This window comes from Mucilaginibacter sp. NFR10, from assembly GCF_900100445.1.
GTDB lineage: Bacteria > Bacteroidota > Bacteroidia > Sphingobacteriales > Sphingobacteriaceae > Mucilaginibacter > Mucilaginibacter rubeus.
In genome coordinates, this window is sequence record NZ_FMTV01000002.1 from 661,740 (window position 1) to 679,724 (window position 17,985).

Genomic DNA, 17,985 nt, shown 5'->3' on the forward strand with positions numbered 1-17,985 from the left:
ACTGCATTATTATAGATTTGTATAGAAACGGCTCAATAAGTTTAAACGTCACTAATGCTCTTTTTTACCCTGAGCTTTAAAATAGTTAACATTACCCTTGTAAGTTTTTTTATCCCAAGAAATTTAAAATATAATGTAGGATACCAACTTATATTTCTATATATAGACGTTTTAATTGCGCGAATAAGCCGGAGCTTTTGATCGACTGGTATATTTCCGACAGATGTATTACCAGAATGTACCCTATACAATGACACCACTTTATCAAAAAATAAAATGGCCTTTATAGAGGCGGCTCTTTGGTAAAAAAACCAGTCTTCTGCTGGCAAATCTTCAGGATAGTAACCAATTTTATCGTAGATCAATTTATTAATTAATGAAATTGGCCCAACTGTTGAAGGCTGGTATATCATCTCTTCCAAAATGCCATTATCAGTTTGAAATTTTAGCTTGTTGCCATTATTAATGGCCATTGAACTCTGTTTTGTTATGACATTATTTTCATCAATCACCAAAGCGTCGCTGATCAATACCAGCTTCCCGTTTTTTTCATTCTCTTCTAAAATGAATACTCTTTCCGCTATTGTATCACCATATAACGCGTCATCGCTTGCAAGAGGCAATATATATTTACCTTTTGATAATCGTAATAATTCATTAAGCGTAGCACAAAGTCCCTTATTTTCGCGGTTTATATACTTTATCGATACTATAGCTTCATGTCTACTTATCCACTGGTTTATCACATTATTTGAATTATCAGTGGAGCCATCATTAATAACAACAATTTCTTTATTGGGATAAGTGTCATCTACAATACTATTTAAAGCCCCAGACACATATTTTTCGTGATTATAGCAAGGAACGATGATGGATACTAAAGGATACTTCATTTGAACAATAATTTTCTGAAAAGTGCAATCATAATTATTAAATAAATAAAATAATTAATTGCAAATGCTATAGTGATACCGTTTAGGTTAAACAAATGTATGCAAACATATCCTAACAAAACATAACTTATGCTGAATACGACTTCTGTTATTATGAATGCCCTGGTCATGGCCTTGGCCAACATTAAGTAGGCCAATACCCAGGCTGCCATTTTAAAAAAATCGCCTATTAGTTGAAAAGCAAAGAGTTCGCTCATGGTTTCAAACTCCTTAGTGTATAGGATATGAATTATAAAAAACCGTAAAAAATAAATGAGCAAACAACTCACAAAAACAACAGGCAGAATGATCTTATATCCCTGATATATTTCTTTACGCAGATCATCATCATTTTGCAGTGATGACAATTTAGGCAAGTAGTAAGTGCTTAAAGAGGTAGTAACCAATAACAGGTATCCGTCAGAAATGCGCATCATACCTTGCCAATAACCGGCGTCATTGATCCCCAATTTACTGATTACCATATTACGCAGGATGATTTGAGAAACGGGTACAGTTAAGGCCGAAACTATGGCCATTAAACTGAATTTTAATAATTTTCGGGCTGTTTCCTTATCAAATGCCTGGTTAAAATATGATTTTGAAAACCAGCTGCTTTTTATAACCATTATTAAAGTAACAAAAAACACGATTGATTGTGCCAAAACCAAAGCGTAAAGTGCGCCTGATATTTTATAAAAGTAAACTAATACAACTGTAAAAACTAAACCAACAATACTGCCTGTGGTATTAACTAAAGTGTACCTTTTTATTTCTTTCTTTCCATTTAAAATGGAAATTAAAAGTGAATTAAGGGCATATAAAATAATGGTTACACCTAAAACTCTTAAAGGATTGATATAAAGAGGCGAATGAAATAGCCATTGAGAAATATAGGTTGCAATACAGAGTAATATTAAACCAAAGATACCTGAACTGAAAATGCTTATTTTAAGTGAAGTACTAAAAAGGTTTTTTAATTGCGGCTCATCGCCTTCAAATTCCGCCGTATATTTTATTACACCTGTATTAATTGCGCCATTAGCAAATGTTAATGCAATAGTTATAAAGTTAGAAAACTGCCCAATTAGCGCTATGCCAGCGGGGCCCGTAATTAATGCCACTACTTTACTCGCTACAAAGCTTGAAGCAATGCGGATAAAAGTAATTATAGCCGAGAAAAAGGAGGTTTTTATAAGTTTCAAGTGCCCTGATTAAATGATATTTTTAACCTTCTTTAATATTTATTTATGGTTTTTATAACGTAATCTACCTCTTCGGGTTTTAATACAGGACTCAAAGGCAAACTTAAAACTTCACGATGAATAGTTTCACTTATAGGATAACTTAAATTATTCCATTCTTTGTAAGCCTCTTGCTGGTGGGGTGGTATAGGGTAATGGATAACCGTTTGAATACCGTTATTGGTAAGGTATTGCTGTAAATGCTCCCGCGCATTTGTTCTTACCACAAATAAATGCCAAACATGGGCACTTTGTTCAGCTACTTTTGGTAAAATTATTTTAGCATTGTTTATCTCTTTCAGATAACGATTGGCAATTGCTCTTTTTGTTGCTGTTTCCTGATCAAGCGTTTTTAATTTAACGCTTAATAAAGCAGCCTGTAATTCATCCAAACGACTGTTTATCCCTTTATATAGGTTTTCGTATTTTTTCTGTGATCCATAATTTAATAAAGCCCGTATAGATCTATTTAAAGTATCGTCATTAGTGGTGATAGCACCTGCGTCGCCTAAGGCACCCAAATTCTTACCCGGATAGAAACTAAAGCCAGTGGCATCGCCAAAATTACCGGCCCGTTTACCATTACTTGTTGCGCCATGAGCTTGTGCGCTATCTTCAATTACTTTTAACTGATGTTTTTGCGCAATAGCATTTATTGCGTTCATATCGCACAGTTGGCCGTATAAGTGAACAGGTAAAATAGCTTTCGTTTTTGCTGTTATATGAAATTCAATTAATGCAGGATCAATATTATAGGTATTGATATCGGGCTCAACCAAAACCGGAACTAAGTTATTAGCAGATATGGCCAAAATACTGGCTATATAGGTATTGGCAGGTACAATAATTTCATCACCGTCATGAAATACTCCCATCTCTTTATATGCCCTGATAATTAAAATTAATGCATCCAGCCCGTTGGCAACGCCTATTGCGTGTTTAGTTCCGCAATAAGCTGCAAACTCGGTCTCGAATGTTTTTAATTCATCGCCCATTATATACCAGCCCGAATCCAAAACACGTTCAAACGCTTTCTTTAATTCCTCTTTATGTTGTTTATTAATCTCTAATAAATCTAAAAACTTAACCATAATTAATACTTTAATATTACCCCGCCCCAGCTATAACCAACACCAAAGCCAGCAAGTAATACTGTGCTGCCCTTATTAATCCTTTTTTCGGCCATGGCATTATATAATGCTATGGGAATTGTTGAAGAAACCGTATTGCCGCAATCTCGCAAATAGATAAAGAATTTGTCGGCCGGTATCTGCAGTTTTTTTCTTATATGATCAAGCATAAACTGGTTAGCCTGATGAAAAACAAACAGATCTATATCATCTAAATTTAAATGGTTCTTTAATAATGTTTCATTTACCAGCGCCGGAACTGCCCTGGAAGTGAACATGAAAATTTCCGAACCATTCATGTAAAGATCACTGTCATTTCTTTCAAAGCCATTGTCACCATAAATGTCCATTGCTTCGACATTTCGATAGCGCATCCCACCATTTTTAACAATCAGATTTTCCGCACCGCTTCCATCAGTCCCTAAACTAAAGTCACCTATTTCTGCACCATCCCCGCTATCAGCAACAATCAGGCTTGCAGATGCAGCGTCACCAAAAAGCGTTCTATTACTTTTATCCTGGTTATTAATAAATTTACTGTAGGTTTCGGCTGTAATTAGCAATATACTTTTAGCTATTCCTGCTGCTACCAGGCCTTTTGCTAATGCAAGGCCGTACACAAAGCCCGAGCACCCAAGATTATAATCAAGAGCACCTGCAGATGTTGGAATACCCAATTTTTGTTGCAGGATACATGCCGTAGTGGGTAGAAAATAATCGGGGCTTTGGGTGCAAAACAAAACAAAGTCAATTGATTTTGGATCAATTGCATTTTCTTCAAATAATGCTGTCGCAGCCTTGATTGCCAAATCACTGGAATATTCATCTTCTGCAGCAATTCTGCGTTTGTAGATACCGGTTTTTTGAGAAATTTTCTCGGCAGACCATTCAGGAAATTCGCTGTTTAGCTGGTCGTTGTCTAATACCTTTTCAGGCAGATAAAACGACGTAGCCTTAAGAAAAGCGGGCATATTATATTTGTTTACTTTGCACAAAATCGAACATTTCCTGAACAGTTACCATTGATCGAAGCTCCTGGTCAGACAGCTTAACTTCGTAGTCATCCAATATCATTGTTTGTACACACATTGCAGTTAGCGAGTCCCAGTTAGGTAATTCACGAAATACAGTTGTAGGTTTTACCTCAGTATCCTCAACGTCTTCAAGCTGTAAAGTGAATTTTGTTATAAATTCATCTATATTCATAATAGTATTTTTATTAATTTATCACGTTGTTTATAAAAATCCTGTTTATTTAATTCAAAGTAAAAATTCAATTCATCTTCGGCCACTAAAAGTGGTTTATATCCATAATGGTATCTTAGTACCGTTTTGTTTTCTTTTCTTACGTCAAATTTGCAGGTGGTAAAACCCAATTGCTCAAATGCTATTTCCCTGGTTGCGATATCTCCCTTAATCGCTATTCCTGCGGGGCTATCGTCTAAAAAAACCCAGCTTCCCACTTCAAACTTATCATTATTGAAATTATACAACCTTGTAGTTCCCCATTTGTTCCCATCAAGGTCTTTAACAATAAAGTAATATTCTAAATTATTTTGTTCTCTTATTTTATACTGCTTGATCCAACTTACCTGTTTTAAGATATCCGGTTCTGTATAGGATATATGCGTACTTCTCTTTCCTGATCTTAAGTCTATAATAAACTGAGCATCTTCTTCAGTAACTAACTCTAATACGATATTGTATTTTATTATAACGTCACTAATCATTTCTTTTGCTAAAATTTAAAAAATAATCATAATCCCTTATATAATCTTTTTCATCATATTTATTGGATGCTAAAACCAACAGCACCGCTCCAGACGAAAAATTGACGAGGTCGCGCCAGATGCCGGGCGTAATATATAATCCAAAATTAGGCCTGTTAAGCGTAATTGTTTTTTTCATATGGCCATCATCAATCACCACGTCAAAGCTTCCACTGGCTGCTACAATTAGTTGTTGCAATCCATAATGGGCATGCCCGCCGCGTATTTCGCCGCCAGGAACATCATATAGGTAATAAACCCTTTGAATATCAAACGGTATTTCTGATAAGCCATGAATAGATGTAATATTTCCTGCTCTATTATGAATTTTTTTCAATTCAATTACATTGCAATTGTATACCGAAGCTCTCATGATTTATTTTGCTTAAATGCCTCGTAATCTCTTATATAGTCATCTTCCTGATAAGCCGTGGACGCGGCAATAAAAGCCAATGAATTAGTCGAAAAATTTTCCATATGCCTCCAAATTCCTTCAGGTACATATAAACCATAGTATGACCTATTTAATGAGTAGCTTTTTATTTCTTTTCCATTATCTAATATCACATCAAAGCTTCCGGATAAGGCGATAATAAATTCTCTGTTTTCTTTATAGGCATGCCCGCCGCGTTCTTCACCACCCGGCACGTCGTATATCCAATAAACCCGTTCGATTTTAAACGGGATATGGTTGTATTCCTCCAAAAACGAAAGGTTACCTCTCTCATCTAATATCTGAGGAAGCTTTATTATTTGTGGAGTGTTAAAATTATCAACCATCGGTTAATCTATCATTTTAGTGGAAATTTTCTTAAAAGCAGCTCCCATGCAAGCCAAAAAGATACCGGCCATAAAACCCAGTATTGAGGCTTTGATTTTACCCAGTTTGTTTACCATTAAAGGTAATACCGGTGTATCGATGGCTTGAATAAGCGGCGTTTCTTTTCTGAGTTGAATTTTAGATAATTCAAGATTTTTTACCATTTCGGCATAAACGGCGGTGCTTGTTTGAACATCAACCTGCCTGCGCTGGGATGGAACCCTTAAAATTGATAATGCCGGGTTTGCATTTGGTGAAGCATCTGCCGCGGAAGCAACACCTACAATAGAGCTGTTAAGTATCGATTTGACACTATCTGCCTGCTTTTGAAGTATAGTTACATTTTGAAGCTGCTTTTTAGTTTTTGTTAACACATAAAAACTGTTTACTGTATTAACTATATTATTGGCAAATTCTTTTGCAAATAACTCATCTTTTGAAAATACGGCAACTTCTATAATGCTAAGCTTTTTGTCTGGTTTGTCAACTTTAAGGACATTTTTATTTATAGTGTTTGTCAAATCAATGATAATACTATCTTGTAATCGGCTAAATGAATCTGGGTTTCCATTAAAGCTGATGTTTTTTAATGTGGGGTTATCATCCCATTTTTCCCTTAGTGCATTAAATTCGATATATCTGTCAATAAGCTTTTGTGGTTTGCCGTTAAATATGACCGTGCTTAACAAGGTTTTACTAATCATGTTACGTGACCTGTAAAGCTCAAGTATGTTATTGCCATGAAAAATTCCGCTGGCACCGCCGCTTACATCAATACCTGCCAATGATGCCAAACCTGCATATTGGCCAAGTCCGCCGCCCTTTTCTTCTTCCTCAAGCACAAAGGTATAAACAGCCGTGTACAGGGGCTTTTTGAATATGCTGTATACAAGGCCTGAGATTAAGCCCAGTAACCCGGTCAAAACTATCAGTAATAATTTACTGCGAAGATATTGCGTAAAGCTTTTAATTTTTTTAACAAGATCGGCAAGTGAAATATCGTTCGCTGATTGACTTGAAACTGTACTATTATGTGGGTTAGTTTCCATTAATTAACATAATTAAGCCGAAAAATTTCTGTTGATATTAATTATTTATTCAAACTTAAGATCCCCAAAATAATAGCACCTAATGAAGCCAGCCCTGTAGTAAATCCTAAAATTGTTTGGGCAGTATTGCCTTTACCCTCAGATTTCTTAGGAACATATATTTCGCTACCCGGTTTCACCGAAGGATGGTTATTAAAAAACAGGAATTTACGTGTGCCTTTTACAGTTCCGTTTGGATAAACCACATAGGCACCACGTCTTAACGCATCGGGACCGTAACCACCAGCATTTGAAACAAAATCATTAAATGATTTTGATTTGTCAAACACCACGGCACTTGGATAAAGTACCTGGCCATTAACACGCACAACCTGCTGCTGTTTCGGAACCCTTATAACGTCGCCATTCTCCAGAAGCAGGTCGGTTTTTGATCCTGGTGATTTCAGGATCTTATCCAATTCAATACCTACATAGTTATTTCTTAGTTGTGTAGTATCGGCGGCTATGTTTGTCGAGTCTTTGTATGACCGTTTTAACCTGCTGATCCGGGCCGAGCGCTCTGCATTTACCGATGCAGTATCTGCTTTGTTTTTATCTATACCCAGTATTGCAAAATTATCGCGTTTTAACGAACCACCCGCTGCATCGGCCGAGGCGGTAAGCCCGCCAGCCCTGGCAATCAGATCGGATATTTTTTCGTTTTTACTTTTGATGGTGTAGGAGCCAGGGTATAAAACTTCGCCCTCAACCTTTACTGTTTTTTGCTTTTCATATCCGGGCAGGCTATATACCGAAACAATATCGAAGGGGGTAAGCATGAAGTTAGCATCTGCCGGTTTTAGTTTACCGTCAATATTAACGCTAAAAACCTGCGATACTGAACTGTTTTTAGATGAAGGATCGGCATCGGTTATCCTCCGGGCTACTTCAATACGGTTTGTACTTGCGCCTTCGGCAAAACCGCCGGCTTTTAAAATCAGGTCTTCTACTTTCATGTTTTCTGAAAAAGCAAACTTCCCTGGCTTCCTTACATTACCATTAATAGTAACGGTGTATTTATCCCTTAAATCAAATATGGATGAGATGTTAACAATATCTTCACGCTGTAGGGGAATATTTACAGATTTATTGATAACGTCCTTAACATTAAATCCTATTATTTCGGTACTGTTATCCGGCTTTAGGCGGGTAATTGTACCGCGTTCGGTAAAAGCGTCTTCTTTTAATCCCGCGGCTTTGTCAATTAATTGCAGCAGTGTTAGCCCACTTTGCAGTTCATAATCGCCAGGCCGGAAAACAGCTCCTTTTATTACCACCCGGTTTTCAAACCGGTATATAATAGGTTCAATAGTATACTTATCGCCCCTTAACGGAATGTAGTTTTTATAATCGGCTTCCAACACATCCGTTATTTTGCGCTGCTGATCACTTACCTGCGATACTTTGATCCTGGCAGTATATGCGCTGTCAGTAAAACCACCGGCATAAGTTATAATGTTATCCAGGCTTTCTCCCGGCAAAACTTCAAACAAGGCAGGTATTTTAATCTCACCAACAAGCTGCACCCTGGTCCGGTACGTTGGTACGCGTACAATGTCCTGATCTTGTAGGGTAATGTTGTTTTTCTGATCGCCTTTTAACAAAAAATCATAAACATCCAGGTGCCTGATAATGCGGTTATTCCTGATCACCTCTATCTGCCTTAAACTACCATTATCGTTGGGGCCGCCTGCCATATATAATGCATTAAAAACGGTAGCGAGAGAGGGCAGGGTATAAGTGCCTGGTTTAGCTACCTGCCCTATGATAATTACCTGGATACTCCGGATATTACCGAGGGTAACCTGTACGCTTGTACCGCGGCCAACCGCATAGTTGTTAGCTGCAAGCCTGCTTTTTATCAAGGCCGTAGCTTGTTCAATAGTTTTACTTCCAACATTTAAAATGCCAACCCCCGGAATGTTTATATTTCCTTCGGGGGATACTTCCAGTTTCCAGTTCACCAACGAGCTGCCGTAAACATTTATGTTAAGCTGGTCATTAGGCCCAACAATATAATTTAAAGGGGTAGCCAGTTTAAGGTTGGGTTCAAATGAACTGTTTTTATTTTTAAAAATATCGGCGCCAAAAATTTTGGGCTTTAAGCTTTCAAATAAATCTTTATTGGTGTAAAGGGTATCAGTAGTATCTGGTTTATAATTAAGTTGCCTTCCTTGCTGTGTAAGTGTCGAATCGGGTCTGGTATTGGATGATTCGTTGCTTTTGGTCCTTAATTTTTTTATACGAAGTTCTAACTTTTGAACCTGTGGGGCTGACATTCCCCGGCTTTGAGCTTGCCGTAGTAACTCAGCGTCGGTTAATCCTGATTTTTGAGCTTGCTGTAACAGCTGAATCAGTTGCTGATCTGAAATATCGTCGACATTAATTGAGGAAATGTTTTGTAAGTTGGTTTGGGCGGTAATATTAGTAACTGCTCCGAAACTGAGTACAGCAATTAAAAATATAAGAAAGCGAAGTCTGTTCATGTGTGAAAGTCATCAGAGTATAAAATAGCACTCCAATAAATGATAATATTTTCTGCAAAAGTAAACCAATTTCCCATTTCAGGGGGTAAAGTGATTTTTTTAATTTGTAGTATAACTGGTGCGTTGATCGATAAACTAAAAAAATGGGCTAAAATTGTTCATTAATTAAAAAAATAAGTAAAGTTAATCCTGGCATGTAAATTAAAGCTCGAACCATTTCTGTATTCATAGTTCAATGTGTAAACAGGCGTAGCTTCGGCCGAGAGCAGGTAGTTTTTAAATTTATGATTAGCATAAAATGTACCTGCAAGATCTACCCAGTGAAGATTGCTTACTCTGGCTTCAGTAAAAGCCTGGTAATACAGATCGTTGTTATGTAACTGTCTTTCCAGCATAAGGCCGTATGAGTTGTAATTTTTGAGGTAACTTATATCAAAAATAAAACTGTTTCCACCCGGCCCGATTCCAGCACCTATGTATCTGCCATAATTGGTATAACCGTCTCTCGGGCTTTGCGAATGGATATACCATGAAGGTTCGTCGCGCAGCAAATAGGTTGGCGCTCTTTGCAACTGTGTTATTTCCGATTTAATTTGTATAAAGCCGCCCCGGCTAAGTTCAAACAGTTTGCGTCCGCCAAAGGTATATGCTGATGAATGCTCAGGTTCCTGTAAAAAGTCAGAAATACTTCCGGTGCGGTCGTTACGAGCCCATTCAAAGTAAATTTCAGCTTTGTATAAAGGTAGCAGCTGCCTGATGTTGAGCGCGTAAGCAAAATCCTGTTGGTCGCCGTTTTGTCCGTTGTTGATGTCATTCGCCTTAAGTGAAGAGCCGGTAATAACCGGAATTACTTTACGGATAATGTTTTTATTATGATAAAGAGAGTCTTTGTCAAGATAGTCATAAGCAGAAAGGCCAAGGTATAAGCCCTTTAGCCATTTAGGCTGCCAGTTAACGCTGTAGGCCGAAATATACCTTGTAACTTTAGGTTTGGGGCTATATAAATTGCTGCCGTATATAAGTTTGCTTACATCGTCTGGTGCAAAGCCCGATTGTTTTAGGTTGCCTCCTATGATCTGCCACTCAAATGAGCCAACCAGTGTTTTAACCGGTTTGGTTGAATTGAAGGTCCAATGGAAAAAGCCAGGGGCCGAATTGCTCATCATGATTGAATTTCTTATTCCTGGTCCCCACCACAAGTTTTCTGTAGATACGCCGGCTTCAATGCTTTTATACGTCAAAGTGATTTTTGATTGCCCGGGATAAAGATGTTTTAAAGAAGATGTACCAAATCGTTCGGGTGCATCAATACCATTGATTTGGCCAAAATAAGCACCTATGAGTGCCGGCGAATTGTTTCGGGCCTGTATATCTGCAAAAGTTGAAAAGTTTTTATTTTGCGCGTAAACCAGCTCAGGTTTTATCTGTACGTTGAGAATTCCGGCTTTTAACCAAAAGCCGCCACTAAGCATGCTTTGATAGCCTGCATTGGGATACAATGAGGAATTATTGTAGCCAAAGGGACGGTTCACGTTGTATTCATTTAACCAGTTAAACGGAAGGATGCGTAAACACGATGGCATGCCCATGAAATTGAATTTTATATACTCATGGCTCGAAATTAATGGCTGAAGCGCAGGATCAGCAATAGTTGAAGCTAATGGCCTGATAACAAGTGATGATGTACTGTTTGTATTTCCTGCTACCTGATCCCTGCGTAATAGCTCCTCAGCATAGCTTCCAACTGGTATGGTTTGACTATAGCCTTTTAACGCAGCAGTGAAGGATAGTAAAATTACAATATATAAGGATCGGATAGTTATACGGATGCTCATCAAAAAGAAAGGTTTAGGAAACTAATAAATTAACCAAATGGTAATATTAAAATATCTTTCTGTTAATATTGACCGGTGCATCGTATCCAGATGCGAATCTTTAATCAATAGCTCGGGTTTTCTGATATTTCGATGGCAATTATCGGCTTTTTTTTGAAATTTCAAAACCTTTTTTAAAGTTTAATAAAAAAAATACAATTTGATTACCAATACGGTTAATTATGCCAAAACATTACAATGACCTTTAAATAAAAAACTCCGGACAATCTTAGCCGCTTTTTCCAAAACAGATTTTAACTATTATTGATTGTTTACCTTTCCGTTGCTTTTGAGTTTAGAATAAAGCAATGCCTTTATACTTAAGTTTTTGAAATATTTAAAGGCTCTTTTCTGAATACAAAAAACGGATGAACTCTCTTAACATTCCTGCAAAAACAATCACCCATGCTGTAATTGAAAAATAAATAAAGATATTGGAAATGGGCAGGATAAACGGGAGATCAAGCGCCTTGGAAAAATTAAAGGTAGCGACGGCGTACATACCGGCCGGAAAAACGAGCGACCAATATTGGGGATCATATTTCACAGGAACCTTTTGTATGATATGCCGCCATATAGGTAGTAAAAACAGGATCGGGATCCACCAGGTGGCAAACGCCCAGAAAAAAACCGTGAGCCCGGGTAAAAAATAGCTAATGCCGCTTATCCATTCATGATTATGTGAATACATCAATAAACGAGAACCCGCCAGCGTGGTGATGGCTACGGCACCCATATTTATCCAATATGGAGGGGTTAGCAATTCCGCTTTCATGCTTATAAAAAGCCAGCGGTATATAATTAACGATATAAATACCATATAGTGCATTGCACCAATGAGGAAAGCGCAAAACGATATAAAAATAATAACATCCTTATGAACCATTTCACCGGCAATAATAGCCCCCAGCACAGCTACAGATTCGGTGGCTACGACAATGAGCAGCCAGGCACCGCTTAAACTCGCTTCCACTCCTTGTTTAGGTTCTTTGGCGGTGATCACAATAAAAAAGGTGTAAGTAATCATCACCCAGAGTACGATGCCAAATTCCCATAAAAAAATGGCTACATCTTTATAGGAGGTCATTAAGCCAAACTGGTTCCCTAAAACATTATTCGCGGCAACAATGGTTAAAAAAGTAACTCCACGCGAGGAACTGCTTATATCTTTCCATACATCTGTAGGGTATTTAATTGCCCGGAATATGAGCACAGCCCAAAGCACAATATAAAAAATAACGTTAGCACATAACAAGATGTTGGCAACCTGTTTCATATTATATAAAAAGGCACCAACCGAAACTATCCCGGTTGCCATTACCAAAGCAAAGTAACCCGGAAAAAAAGTTTGGAGTGAATGGCCCGTAATCGGTTCGCCTGGTTTAGGTGGTAGTGCTGTATGCTGAACTTCCATATTTTCGTAATAAGTTTATGATAACAGGAGATAAAGAGGCATTAATAAAAGGTAATTATTGAAGAATATAGTCTAATGTAATTAAAACCGATACAAGAAACTGTTTTTTTTGTATTTTTAAATGTTTTATAATAGCCACGGCATATTATAATAACAAACAGAAACCTGGAAAACCCGCATCAGAAATAGCTGTATATTTTTGGTGAAAATCTAATCCGGCTTAGTGAAACCGGCAATTATCATACTTCGTAATACAATTAGCAGATGGATATGTCTCTTAATAAAAAGGCCCTATTTATAGCTACAGGAGTTTCCTTATTGTTAATCTCGTTCGTTTTTTATGGCTCACGTAAGCTTCAAAATTTCGACCCCGCATTAATTATTTATTTATTCGGAACTGTGTTCGCTTTTTTCGGAATAGTTTACCGATATACCGTATGGTTGCAACGGCCACCTACCTGGATGTATTTTAAGCGCACCTTTCAGTTTTTTTTTACAGGGAAGATATTTTTACATGTTATTTCATTTGCAAAAGAGTTTATACAAAATATTGGCTTCCAAAAGTTTATTTATCCCCGCGGACGGAGCCGGTGGATAGGCCATTTTTTAATGGCAACAGGTTGCACAATGGCTTTCTGCGTTACTTTTCCGTTAACCTTTGGCTGGATAAATTTTACCATGAACCCCGCCACGAGTATAAACCCCTCAAGTGTGCACATGTATGAAGCCCATTTCTTCGGATTCAAAATGTTTGAATTTGCACTTGGTTCATTTGTGGCTTTTGTGATTTTTAAGGCCCTTTACTGGTGCTCGTGGTTAGTTATTGCCGGCGTATTGATATTTATGCGTCGTCGCCTCACTAATGCCGGTTTAGTTGCCACGCAAACTTTTGAGGGTGATTTGCTGCCGTTAATACTGCTTTTAGCTATCGCTGTTACCGGCCTGGGCTTGAGCTATGGTTATGAATATATGAAAGGCATTGCATATGATTATATGGCCGTAACCCATGCTATAACAGTTATTATGTTTCTTATCTGGATTCCGTTTGGTAAGTTTTTTCATATTATACAACGGCCGGCCCAAATAGGCGCTCATATTTACAAAAAGGAAGGCATAAAAAGGGGCATGGCGGTATGCCCTCATACCCACAAGGAATTTGCTACCCAGTTGCATATAAACGACTTGAAAATTGTAACCAAAGAATTAGGCTTTGACTTTACACTTGAGGATGGTACATCGCACCTTGATCTGAGCCCCGAGGGGAAGCGCTCAAGGTTGGCAATGGCTCATCTTAAGGCCAGGCAGCAAAATGGAGGTAACCTTTTCGGTTAATTGACGCAGTAGTAATTTAACATAGAGTACAAATTTATGGCCCATTTACCAGTTTCGCCCGAAAAGCTTATAGAACAGTTTGGCCCGCATTTAAATTATCCTCCCCGCGAAGGTTTTGCCGGCCGTGATGAGCCGGATAAAGCGGTAAAAACACACTGCTGTTTCTGCGGAATGCAGTGTGGTATAAAGCTATTGGTTAAAAATGATAAAGTGGTTGGTTTTGATCCCTGGGAGGAGTTTCCTTTTAACCAGGGACGTTTATGCCCAAAAGGCGTACAACGATATATGCAGAACAATCATCCAGACAGGATTTTACAGCCCTTGCAACGCAATGAAGGCGTAGGCTTTACTCCGGTTTCGTGGGATGAAGCGATGGATAAAACCGTGGCCGAAATAAAACGGATACAGGAAAAATACGGAAAGAACGCTTTTTCTGTGCTGTCGGGAGTTTCGCTTACCAATGAAAAAAGCTACCTGATGGGCAAGTTTGCGCGGGTAGCATTAAAAACCGCCAATTTAGATTATAATGGTCGTTTATGTATGGTTAGCGCGGGAGCCGGAAATAAAAAAGCTTTCGGACTCGACCGTACCTCAAATACGTATGCCGACTTGGAGAAGGCGGAAGTGATTATTGTAGCGGGCGCTAACATCAGCGAAACCTTTCCGACTTTAACACACTGGGTTTGGCGTGCGCGGGACCATGGGGCAAAATTAATCGTGGTTGACCCCAGGGTAATTCCACTGGCCAGGACCGCCGATCTGCATTTACCGGTCAGGCCCGGAACCGACTCCGCTTTGTACGGCGCAATACTTAAATACCTGGCCGATCATGATATGCTCGATCATGATTTTATTGACAACCATACCACAGATTTTGATAAGGCATTGGCAGCTGTTAAGGATTACACGCTGGAATGGGCCGAAGAAATTACCGGTATTGAAAAAGCGAAAATTGAACTGGCAGCACAATGGTGGGGCAAAGCAAAAACAAGCTTTTTGTTACACGCCAGAGGTATTGAACATCATTCAAAAGGTGTAGATAATGTGCTTGGCTGTATCAATATTGTCCTGGCAACCGGCCGTATTGGTAAGCCATATTGCGGCTATGGTACTATTACAGGCCAGGGAAACGGACAGGGGGGGAGAGAGCATGGTCACAAATGTGATCAGCTGCCGGGAAATCGTGATATTACCAATCCTGAACACCGAAAGTATATAGCCGGGGTTTGGGGGATTGATGAAAAAGATATGCCCGGCAAAGGTTACACCGCCTACGAACTTATTGAGGCCATTCACCGGGGCGAAGTAAAAGGGCTGCTATCTATTTGTTTTAATCCGTTGGTTTCTCTGCCTAATAATAATTATGTGCGCGAAGCGCTGGAGAAACTGGAGTTTTATGTTTGCATTGATTTTTTTATGAATGAAACCGCCCGTCATGCTGATATTATTCTGGCGGGATCGTTACAGGAAGAAGAGGAAGGAACGGTTACTACCGCCGAAGGCCGTGTAGTTCGGATCCGAAAAGCCGTGAACCCGCCGGGACATGCACGCAGCGATACATCCATCATATTGGAATTGGCAAAAAGACTTGGTGCCGAAGATAAATTCACTTATCGTAACAGCGAAGAGTTATTCAATGAGTTAAGGGTTGCTTCAAAAGGCGGCACTGCGGATTATTATGGTATTACTTACCAAAAAATTGAAGACACAATGGGCGTTTTCTGGCCTTGCCCTACTTTGGATCATCCGGGTACACCGCGCTTATGGGAAGATAAAAAATTTGCGACTCCCGACGGCAAAGCCCACTTTAACCCGGTGACTTACCGGGATCCCGGTGAAATTACAGATGAAGAATACCCGATAATATTAACAACCGGCAGGGTTGTATCTCAATACCTGAGCGGAACGCAAACCCGCAGGATAGGTAAACTGGTTGATTTGTATCCTGAACCTAAATTAGAAATACACCCGGAACTTGCCCGGAAATATGGAATTAAACAAAATGAACTGGTGCAGGTATCTACCCGTCGAGGCACAGATGAGTTTCCTGCCAATATTGTAGAGACTATCCGCACCGACACTGTTTTTTTGCCTTACCATTGGCCTGGCAAAAAGTCGGCAAATCAGTTTACCCCGGCAACACTTGATCCGGTATCAAAAATCCCGGAGTTTAAAGTTTGTGCCTGTAACCTGAAGCCTTTGGGTGTTATATCGCCGCCATCAACGGCGTCAGGCGCGTATGCGAGTATTTAATAAATTGTAACCCGAAATTATAAGATATGCCCGTAACCAATTACAGAACAGAACAGGAATTCTTTGTAGATATGCAAAGATGTATTGGATGCAAAGCTTGTGAAATGGCTTGTTCAGAGTGTGAAACAAACGGCCACGAATCTATGATCCATGTTAATTATATTGATCGCGCCGTTACCGTACAAACCACCGTACAGGTTTGTATGCATTGTGACGATCCTGTTTGCGCTAACGTTTGTCCGGCAGATGCTATAACGAAAGATGAGTTTGGCGTAGTGCACACCGCCAATACAGCACGGTGTATAGGCTGTTCAAACTGCGTAATGGCATGCCCTTTCGGCGTCCCTAAAAAAGATGAGGCTTATGACCTGATGATGAAATGTAATATGTGTTACGACAGAACCAGCGCCGGAAAAAAACCGATGTGTGCCACCGTTTGCCCAACACAGGCACTGTATTATGGTACAAGGGAAGAAATTGCAAAGATGCGCCCAAACAGTACACCTGTTAACAATTTTATTTTCGGAAAAGAAAGTGTGAGCACCAAAGTAAACATCATGATGCCCAAAGGAAGTACTTCATTAATTATAGACTGACATTATTTATGGCCACAGATAAAAAGGATAATCACTGGAAAGAAGATTTTCCGGTCTATCAGCTTGAATCTACCCAGGTAAGCCGACGTGATTTTGCAAAATTTTTATGCCTCGTATCTGGTGGGTTGGCCGTTGGAAGCGGGTATGTTGCCATAAAAGCTAATTTTTTTCCACCGGATAAAATCGTGGGTGAACACTTTGTTTGTAAGAAGCACGAGCTTCCGGTAGGGGGGACCCGCTCGTTTGTGATCAATGGCAGTACTATTCCTTATATCCTTATTCGTATGGAAAATGATGAGTTTAGGGCTTACGAACAAAAATGCACCCATTTATCCTGCGCGGTTTTTTATAAACCCGGCAGTGGAAAAATTGAATGCCCTTGTCATAATGGTTTGTTCGACGCTTTTACCGGCGAAGTGCTTGCCGGCCCACCGCCCCGGCCGTTACCCCGTTTAACTGTAGTGATTAAAGGGGAAGAAGTATACGTCAAAGATTTTAAACCTGATAACGACAAACCAGATCCGAATCGTCAATCCAGATCATAAGGTCATTAACCTTTACAAACATTATAATTAAGTTATGAGTAATTTCCGCGAAGCCCAAAATCAGGCACATCCTAATAAAACCAACACACTCATGCTGGCATTGATCATGATCCTGATATTAAATGTGAGTATCCAGGTATGGCTATTGTACACCGCGCTAAATAACGCATTGGAAAAAAATACAGATATAGCCTTCCCATCTTTTATCGCCTCATCAATTCTTTTCTTAATCGGTTTTGGCTGGTTGTATTTTTTGCCTTCGGGCCCAAGAGTAACAAAATAAGATGCTATAACCCCATTACAATAATTTTATCTTTTGCCCGGTTTTTATTTAATTTTTCGGTATGCTATTCCGGCGGCTATAAATTTTTCAATCTTATCAATATATACATGATTGGTTTACCGGTGGATGTCCGTCTGTCCGGCCTAATTTCCCCGCGTTTTAATATTTCCAAAGGTGAATGATGGCGACGCCGGGAAGCGGTGTGCAGCTTATATACTG

Annotated in this window: 17 protein-coding genes; 5 read left to right on the plus strand and 12 right to left on the minus strand. The window is 39.1% G+C overall.

The genetic code is table 11. From position 1 onward, the window contains the following. Positions 1-41: 41 nt before the first annotated feature. The 12 genes from BLP33_RS10625 to BLP33_RS10680 form a co-directional block, all read right to left on the minus strand. Positions 42-893, minus strand: a complete 852-nt coding sequence (locus BLP33_RS10625) for a glycosyltransferase (RefSeq protein ID WP_090527371.1) — start codon at positions 891-893, stop codon at positions 42-44. Next, complete coding sequence (locus BLP33_RS10630; RefSeq protein ID WP_090527374.1) at positions 890-2,137, minus strand: O-antigen translocase; 1,248 nt, start codon at positions 2,135-2,137, stop codon at positions 890-892. The genes BLP33_RS10625 and BLP33_RS10630 overlap by 4 nt, the downstream gene beginning before the upstream one ends. Positions 2,138-2,169: 32 nt before the next feature. After that, positions 2,170-3,267, minus strand: a complete 1,098-nt coding sequence (locus BLP33_RS10635) for a DegT/DnrJ/EryC1/StrS family aminotransferase (RefSeq protein WP_090527376.1) — start codon at positions 3,265-3,267, stop codon at positions 2,170-2,172. 2 nt (positions 3,268-3,269) lie between these two features. Then, positions 3,270-4,277, minus strand: coding sequence for a 3-oxoacyl-ACP synthase III family protein (locus BLP33_RS10640; protein ID WP_090527379.1), 1,008 nt, complete (start codon positions 4,275-4,277; stop codon positions 3,270-3,272). Position 4,278: 1 nt separating this feature from the next. Beyond that, on the minus strand, positions 4,279-4,512 hold the full coding sequence (locus BLP33_RS10645) for an acyl carrier protein (RefSeq protein WP_090527381.1): 234 nt from the start codon (positions 4,510-4,512) through the stop codon (positions 4,279-4,281). Continuing rightward, complete coding sequence (locus BLP33_RS10650; RefSeq protein WP_090527383.1) at positions 4,509-5,036, minus strand: GNAT family N-acetyltransferase; 528 nt, start codon at positions 5,034-5,036, stop codon at positions 4,509-4,511. Before BLP33_RS10650 ends, BLP33_RS10645 begins: the two co-directional genes overlap by 4 nt. Next, on the minus strand, positions 5,029-5,448 hold the full coding sequence (locus BLP33_RS10655; RefSeq protein WP_090527386.1) for a sugar 3,4-ketoisomerase: 420 nt from the start codon (positions 5,446-5,448) through the stop codon (positions 5,029-5,031). Before BLP33_RS10655 ends, BLP33_RS10650 begins: the two co-directional genes overlap by 8 nt. Further along, on the minus strand, positions 5,445-5,855 hold the full coding sequence (locus tag BLP33_RS10660; RefSeq protein WP_090527391.1) for a sugar 3,4-ketoisomerase: 411 nt from the start codon (positions 5,853-5,855) through the stop codon (positions 5,445-5,447). Before BLP33_RS10660 ends, BLP33_RS10655 begins: the two co-directional genes overlap by 4 nt. A 3-nt stretch (positions 5,856-5,858) precedes the next feature. Beyond that, positions 5,859-6,944: a lipopolysaccharide biosynthesis protein gene (locus BLP33_RS10665; protein ID WP_090527394.1), complete on the minus strand. Its 1,086-nt coding sequence runs from the start codon at positions 6,942-6,944 to the stop codon at positions 5,859-5,861. 41 nt (positions 6,945-6,985) lie between these two features. Continuing rightward, positions 6,986-9,469 (minus strand): SLBB domain-containing protein, encoded by a 2,484-nt coding sequence (locus BLP33_RS10670; protein ID WP_090527397.1) that lies wholly within the window; start codon positions 9,467-9,469, stop codon positions 6,986-6,988. Positions 9,470-9,630: 161 nt separating this feature from the next. Beyond that, the gene (locus tag BLP33_RS10675; RefSeq protein WP_090527400.1) at positions 9,631-11,304 is read right to left on the minus strand and encodes a capsule assembly Wzi family protein; all 1,674 of its coding nucleotides are present in this window, start codon (positions 11,302-11,304) and stop codon (positions 9,631-9,633) included. Between the two features lie 376 nt (positions 11,305-11,680). Next, positions 11,681-12,757, minus strand: coding sequence for a tellurite resistance/C4-dicarboxylate transporter family protein (locus tag BLP33_RS10680; protein WP_090527403.1), 1,077 nt, complete (start codon positions 12,755-12,757; stop codon positions 11,681-11,683). Positions 12,758-13,384: 627 nt separating this feature from the next. On the opposite strand from BLP33_RS10680, the gene BLP33_RS10685 reads away from it, so the two are divergent. Genes BLP33_RS10685 through BLP33_RS10705 form a run of 5 tightly spaced genes read left to right on the plus strand, consistent with a single transcriptional unit; the run spans position 13,385 to position 17,766 of the window. Then, positions 13,385-14,089 (plus strand): hypothetical protein, encoded by a 705-nt coding sequence (locus BLP33_RS10685; protein ID WP_254780097.1) that lies wholly within the window; start codon positions 13,385-13,387, stop codon positions 14,087-14,089. A 36-nt stretch (positions 14,090-14,125) separates the two neighbouring features. Continuing rightward, positions 14,126-16,342 carry a molybdopterin oxidoreductase family protein gene (locus tag BLP33_RS10690; RefSeq protein WP_090527409.1) on the plus strand — a complete coding sequence of 739 codons (2,217 nt, stop codon included), beginning with the start codon at positions 14,126-14,128 and terminating at the stop codon, positions 16,340-16,342. Between the two features lie 26 nt (positions 16,343-16,368). Further along, positions 16,369-16,938, plus strand: a complete 570-nt coding sequence (locus BLP33_RS10695; protein WP_090527412.1) for a 4Fe-4S dicluster domain-containing protein — start codon at positions 16,369-16,371, stop codon at positions 16,936-16,938. 8 nt (positions 16,939-16,946) lie between these two features. Next, on the plus strand, positions 16,947-17,483 hold the full coding sequence (locus BLP33_RS10700) for a Rieske (2Fe-2S) protein (protein ID WP_090527415.1): 537 nt from the start codon (positions 16,947-16,949) through the stop codon (positions 17,481-17,483). A gap of 34 nt (positions 17,484-17,517) precedes the next feature. Next, a complete protein-coding gene (locus BLP33_RS10705; RefSeq protein ID WP_090527418.1) occupies positions 17,518-17,766 on the plus strand; it encodes a DUF6755 family protein in 249 nt (82 codons plus the stop codon). The last annotated feature ends 219 nt before the right edge of the window (positions 17,767-17,985 follow it).

What these genes read in the sequence shown, in the direction of transcription:
- BLP33_RS10625 (WP_090527371.1), bottom strand. Translation starts at nt 893, where the DNA reads ATGAAGTATCCTTTAGTATCCATCATCGTTCCTTGCTATAATCACGAA.
- BLP33_RS10635 (WP_090527376.1), bottom strand. Translation starts at nt 3,267, where the DNA reads ATGGTTAAGTTTTTAGATTTATTAGAGATTAATAAACAACATAAAGAG.
- BLP33_RS10640 (WP_090527379.1), bottom strand. Translation starts at nt 4,277, where the DNA reads ATGCCCGCTTTTCTTAAGGCTACGTCGTTTTATCTGCCTGAAAAGGTA.
- BLP33_RS10645 (WP_090527381.1), bottom strand. Translation starts at nt 4,512, where the DNA reads ATGAATATAGATGAATTTATAACAAAATTCACTTTACAGCTTGAAGAC.
- BLP33_RS10650 (WP_090527383.1), bottom strand. Translation starts at nt 5,036, where the DNA reads ATGATTAGTGACGTTATAATAAAATACAATATCGTATTAGAGTTAGTT.
- BLP33_RS10655 (WP_090527386.1), bottom strand. Translation starts at nt 5,448, where the DNA reads ATGAGAGCTTCGGTATACAATTGCAATGTAATTGAATTGAAAAAAATT.
- BLP33_RS10660 (WP_090527391.1), bottom strand. Translation starts at nt 5,855, where the DNA reads ATGGTTGATAATTTTAACACTCCACAAATAATAAAGCTTCCTCAGATA.
- BLP33_RS10665 (WP_090527394.1), bottom strand. Translation starts at nt 6,944, where the DNA reads ATGGAAACTAACCCACATAATAGTACAGTTTCAAGTCAATCAGCGAAC.
- BLP33_RS10670 (WP_090527397.1), bottom strand. Translation starts at nt 9,469, where the DNA reads ATGAACAGACTTCGCTTTCTTATATTTTTAATTGCTGTACTCAGTTTC.
- BLP33_RS10675 (WP_090527400.1), bottom strand. Translation starts at nt 11,304, where the DNA reads ATGAGCATCCGTATAACTATCCGATCCTTATATATTGTAATTTTACTA.
- BLP33_RS10680 (WP_090527403.1), bottom strand. Translation starts at nt 12,757, where the DNA reads ATGGAAGTTCAGCATACAGCACTACCACCTAAACCAGGCGAACCGATT.
- BLP33_RS10685 (WP_254780097.1), top strand. Translation starts at nt 13,385, where the DNA reads ATGGCTTTCTGCGTTACTTTTCCGTTAACCTTTGGCTGGATAAATTTT.
- BLP33_RS10690 (WP_090527409.1), top strand. Translation starts at nt 14,126, where the DNA reads ATGGCCCATTTACCAGTTTCGCCCGAAAAGCTTATAGAACAGTTTGGC.
- BLP33_RS10695 (WP_090527412.1), top strand. Translation starts at nt 16,369, where the DNA reads ATGCCCGTAACCAATTACAGAACAGAACAGGAATTCTTTGTAGATATG.
- BLP33_RS10700 (WP_090527415.1), top strand. Translation starts at nt 16,947, where the DNA reads ATGGCCACAGATAAAAAGGATAATCACTGGAAAGAAGATTTTCCGGTC.
- BLP33_RS10705 (WP_090527418.1), top strand. Translation starts at nt 17,518, where the DNA reads ATGAGTAATTTCCGCGAAGCCCAAAATCAGGCACATCCTAATAAAACC.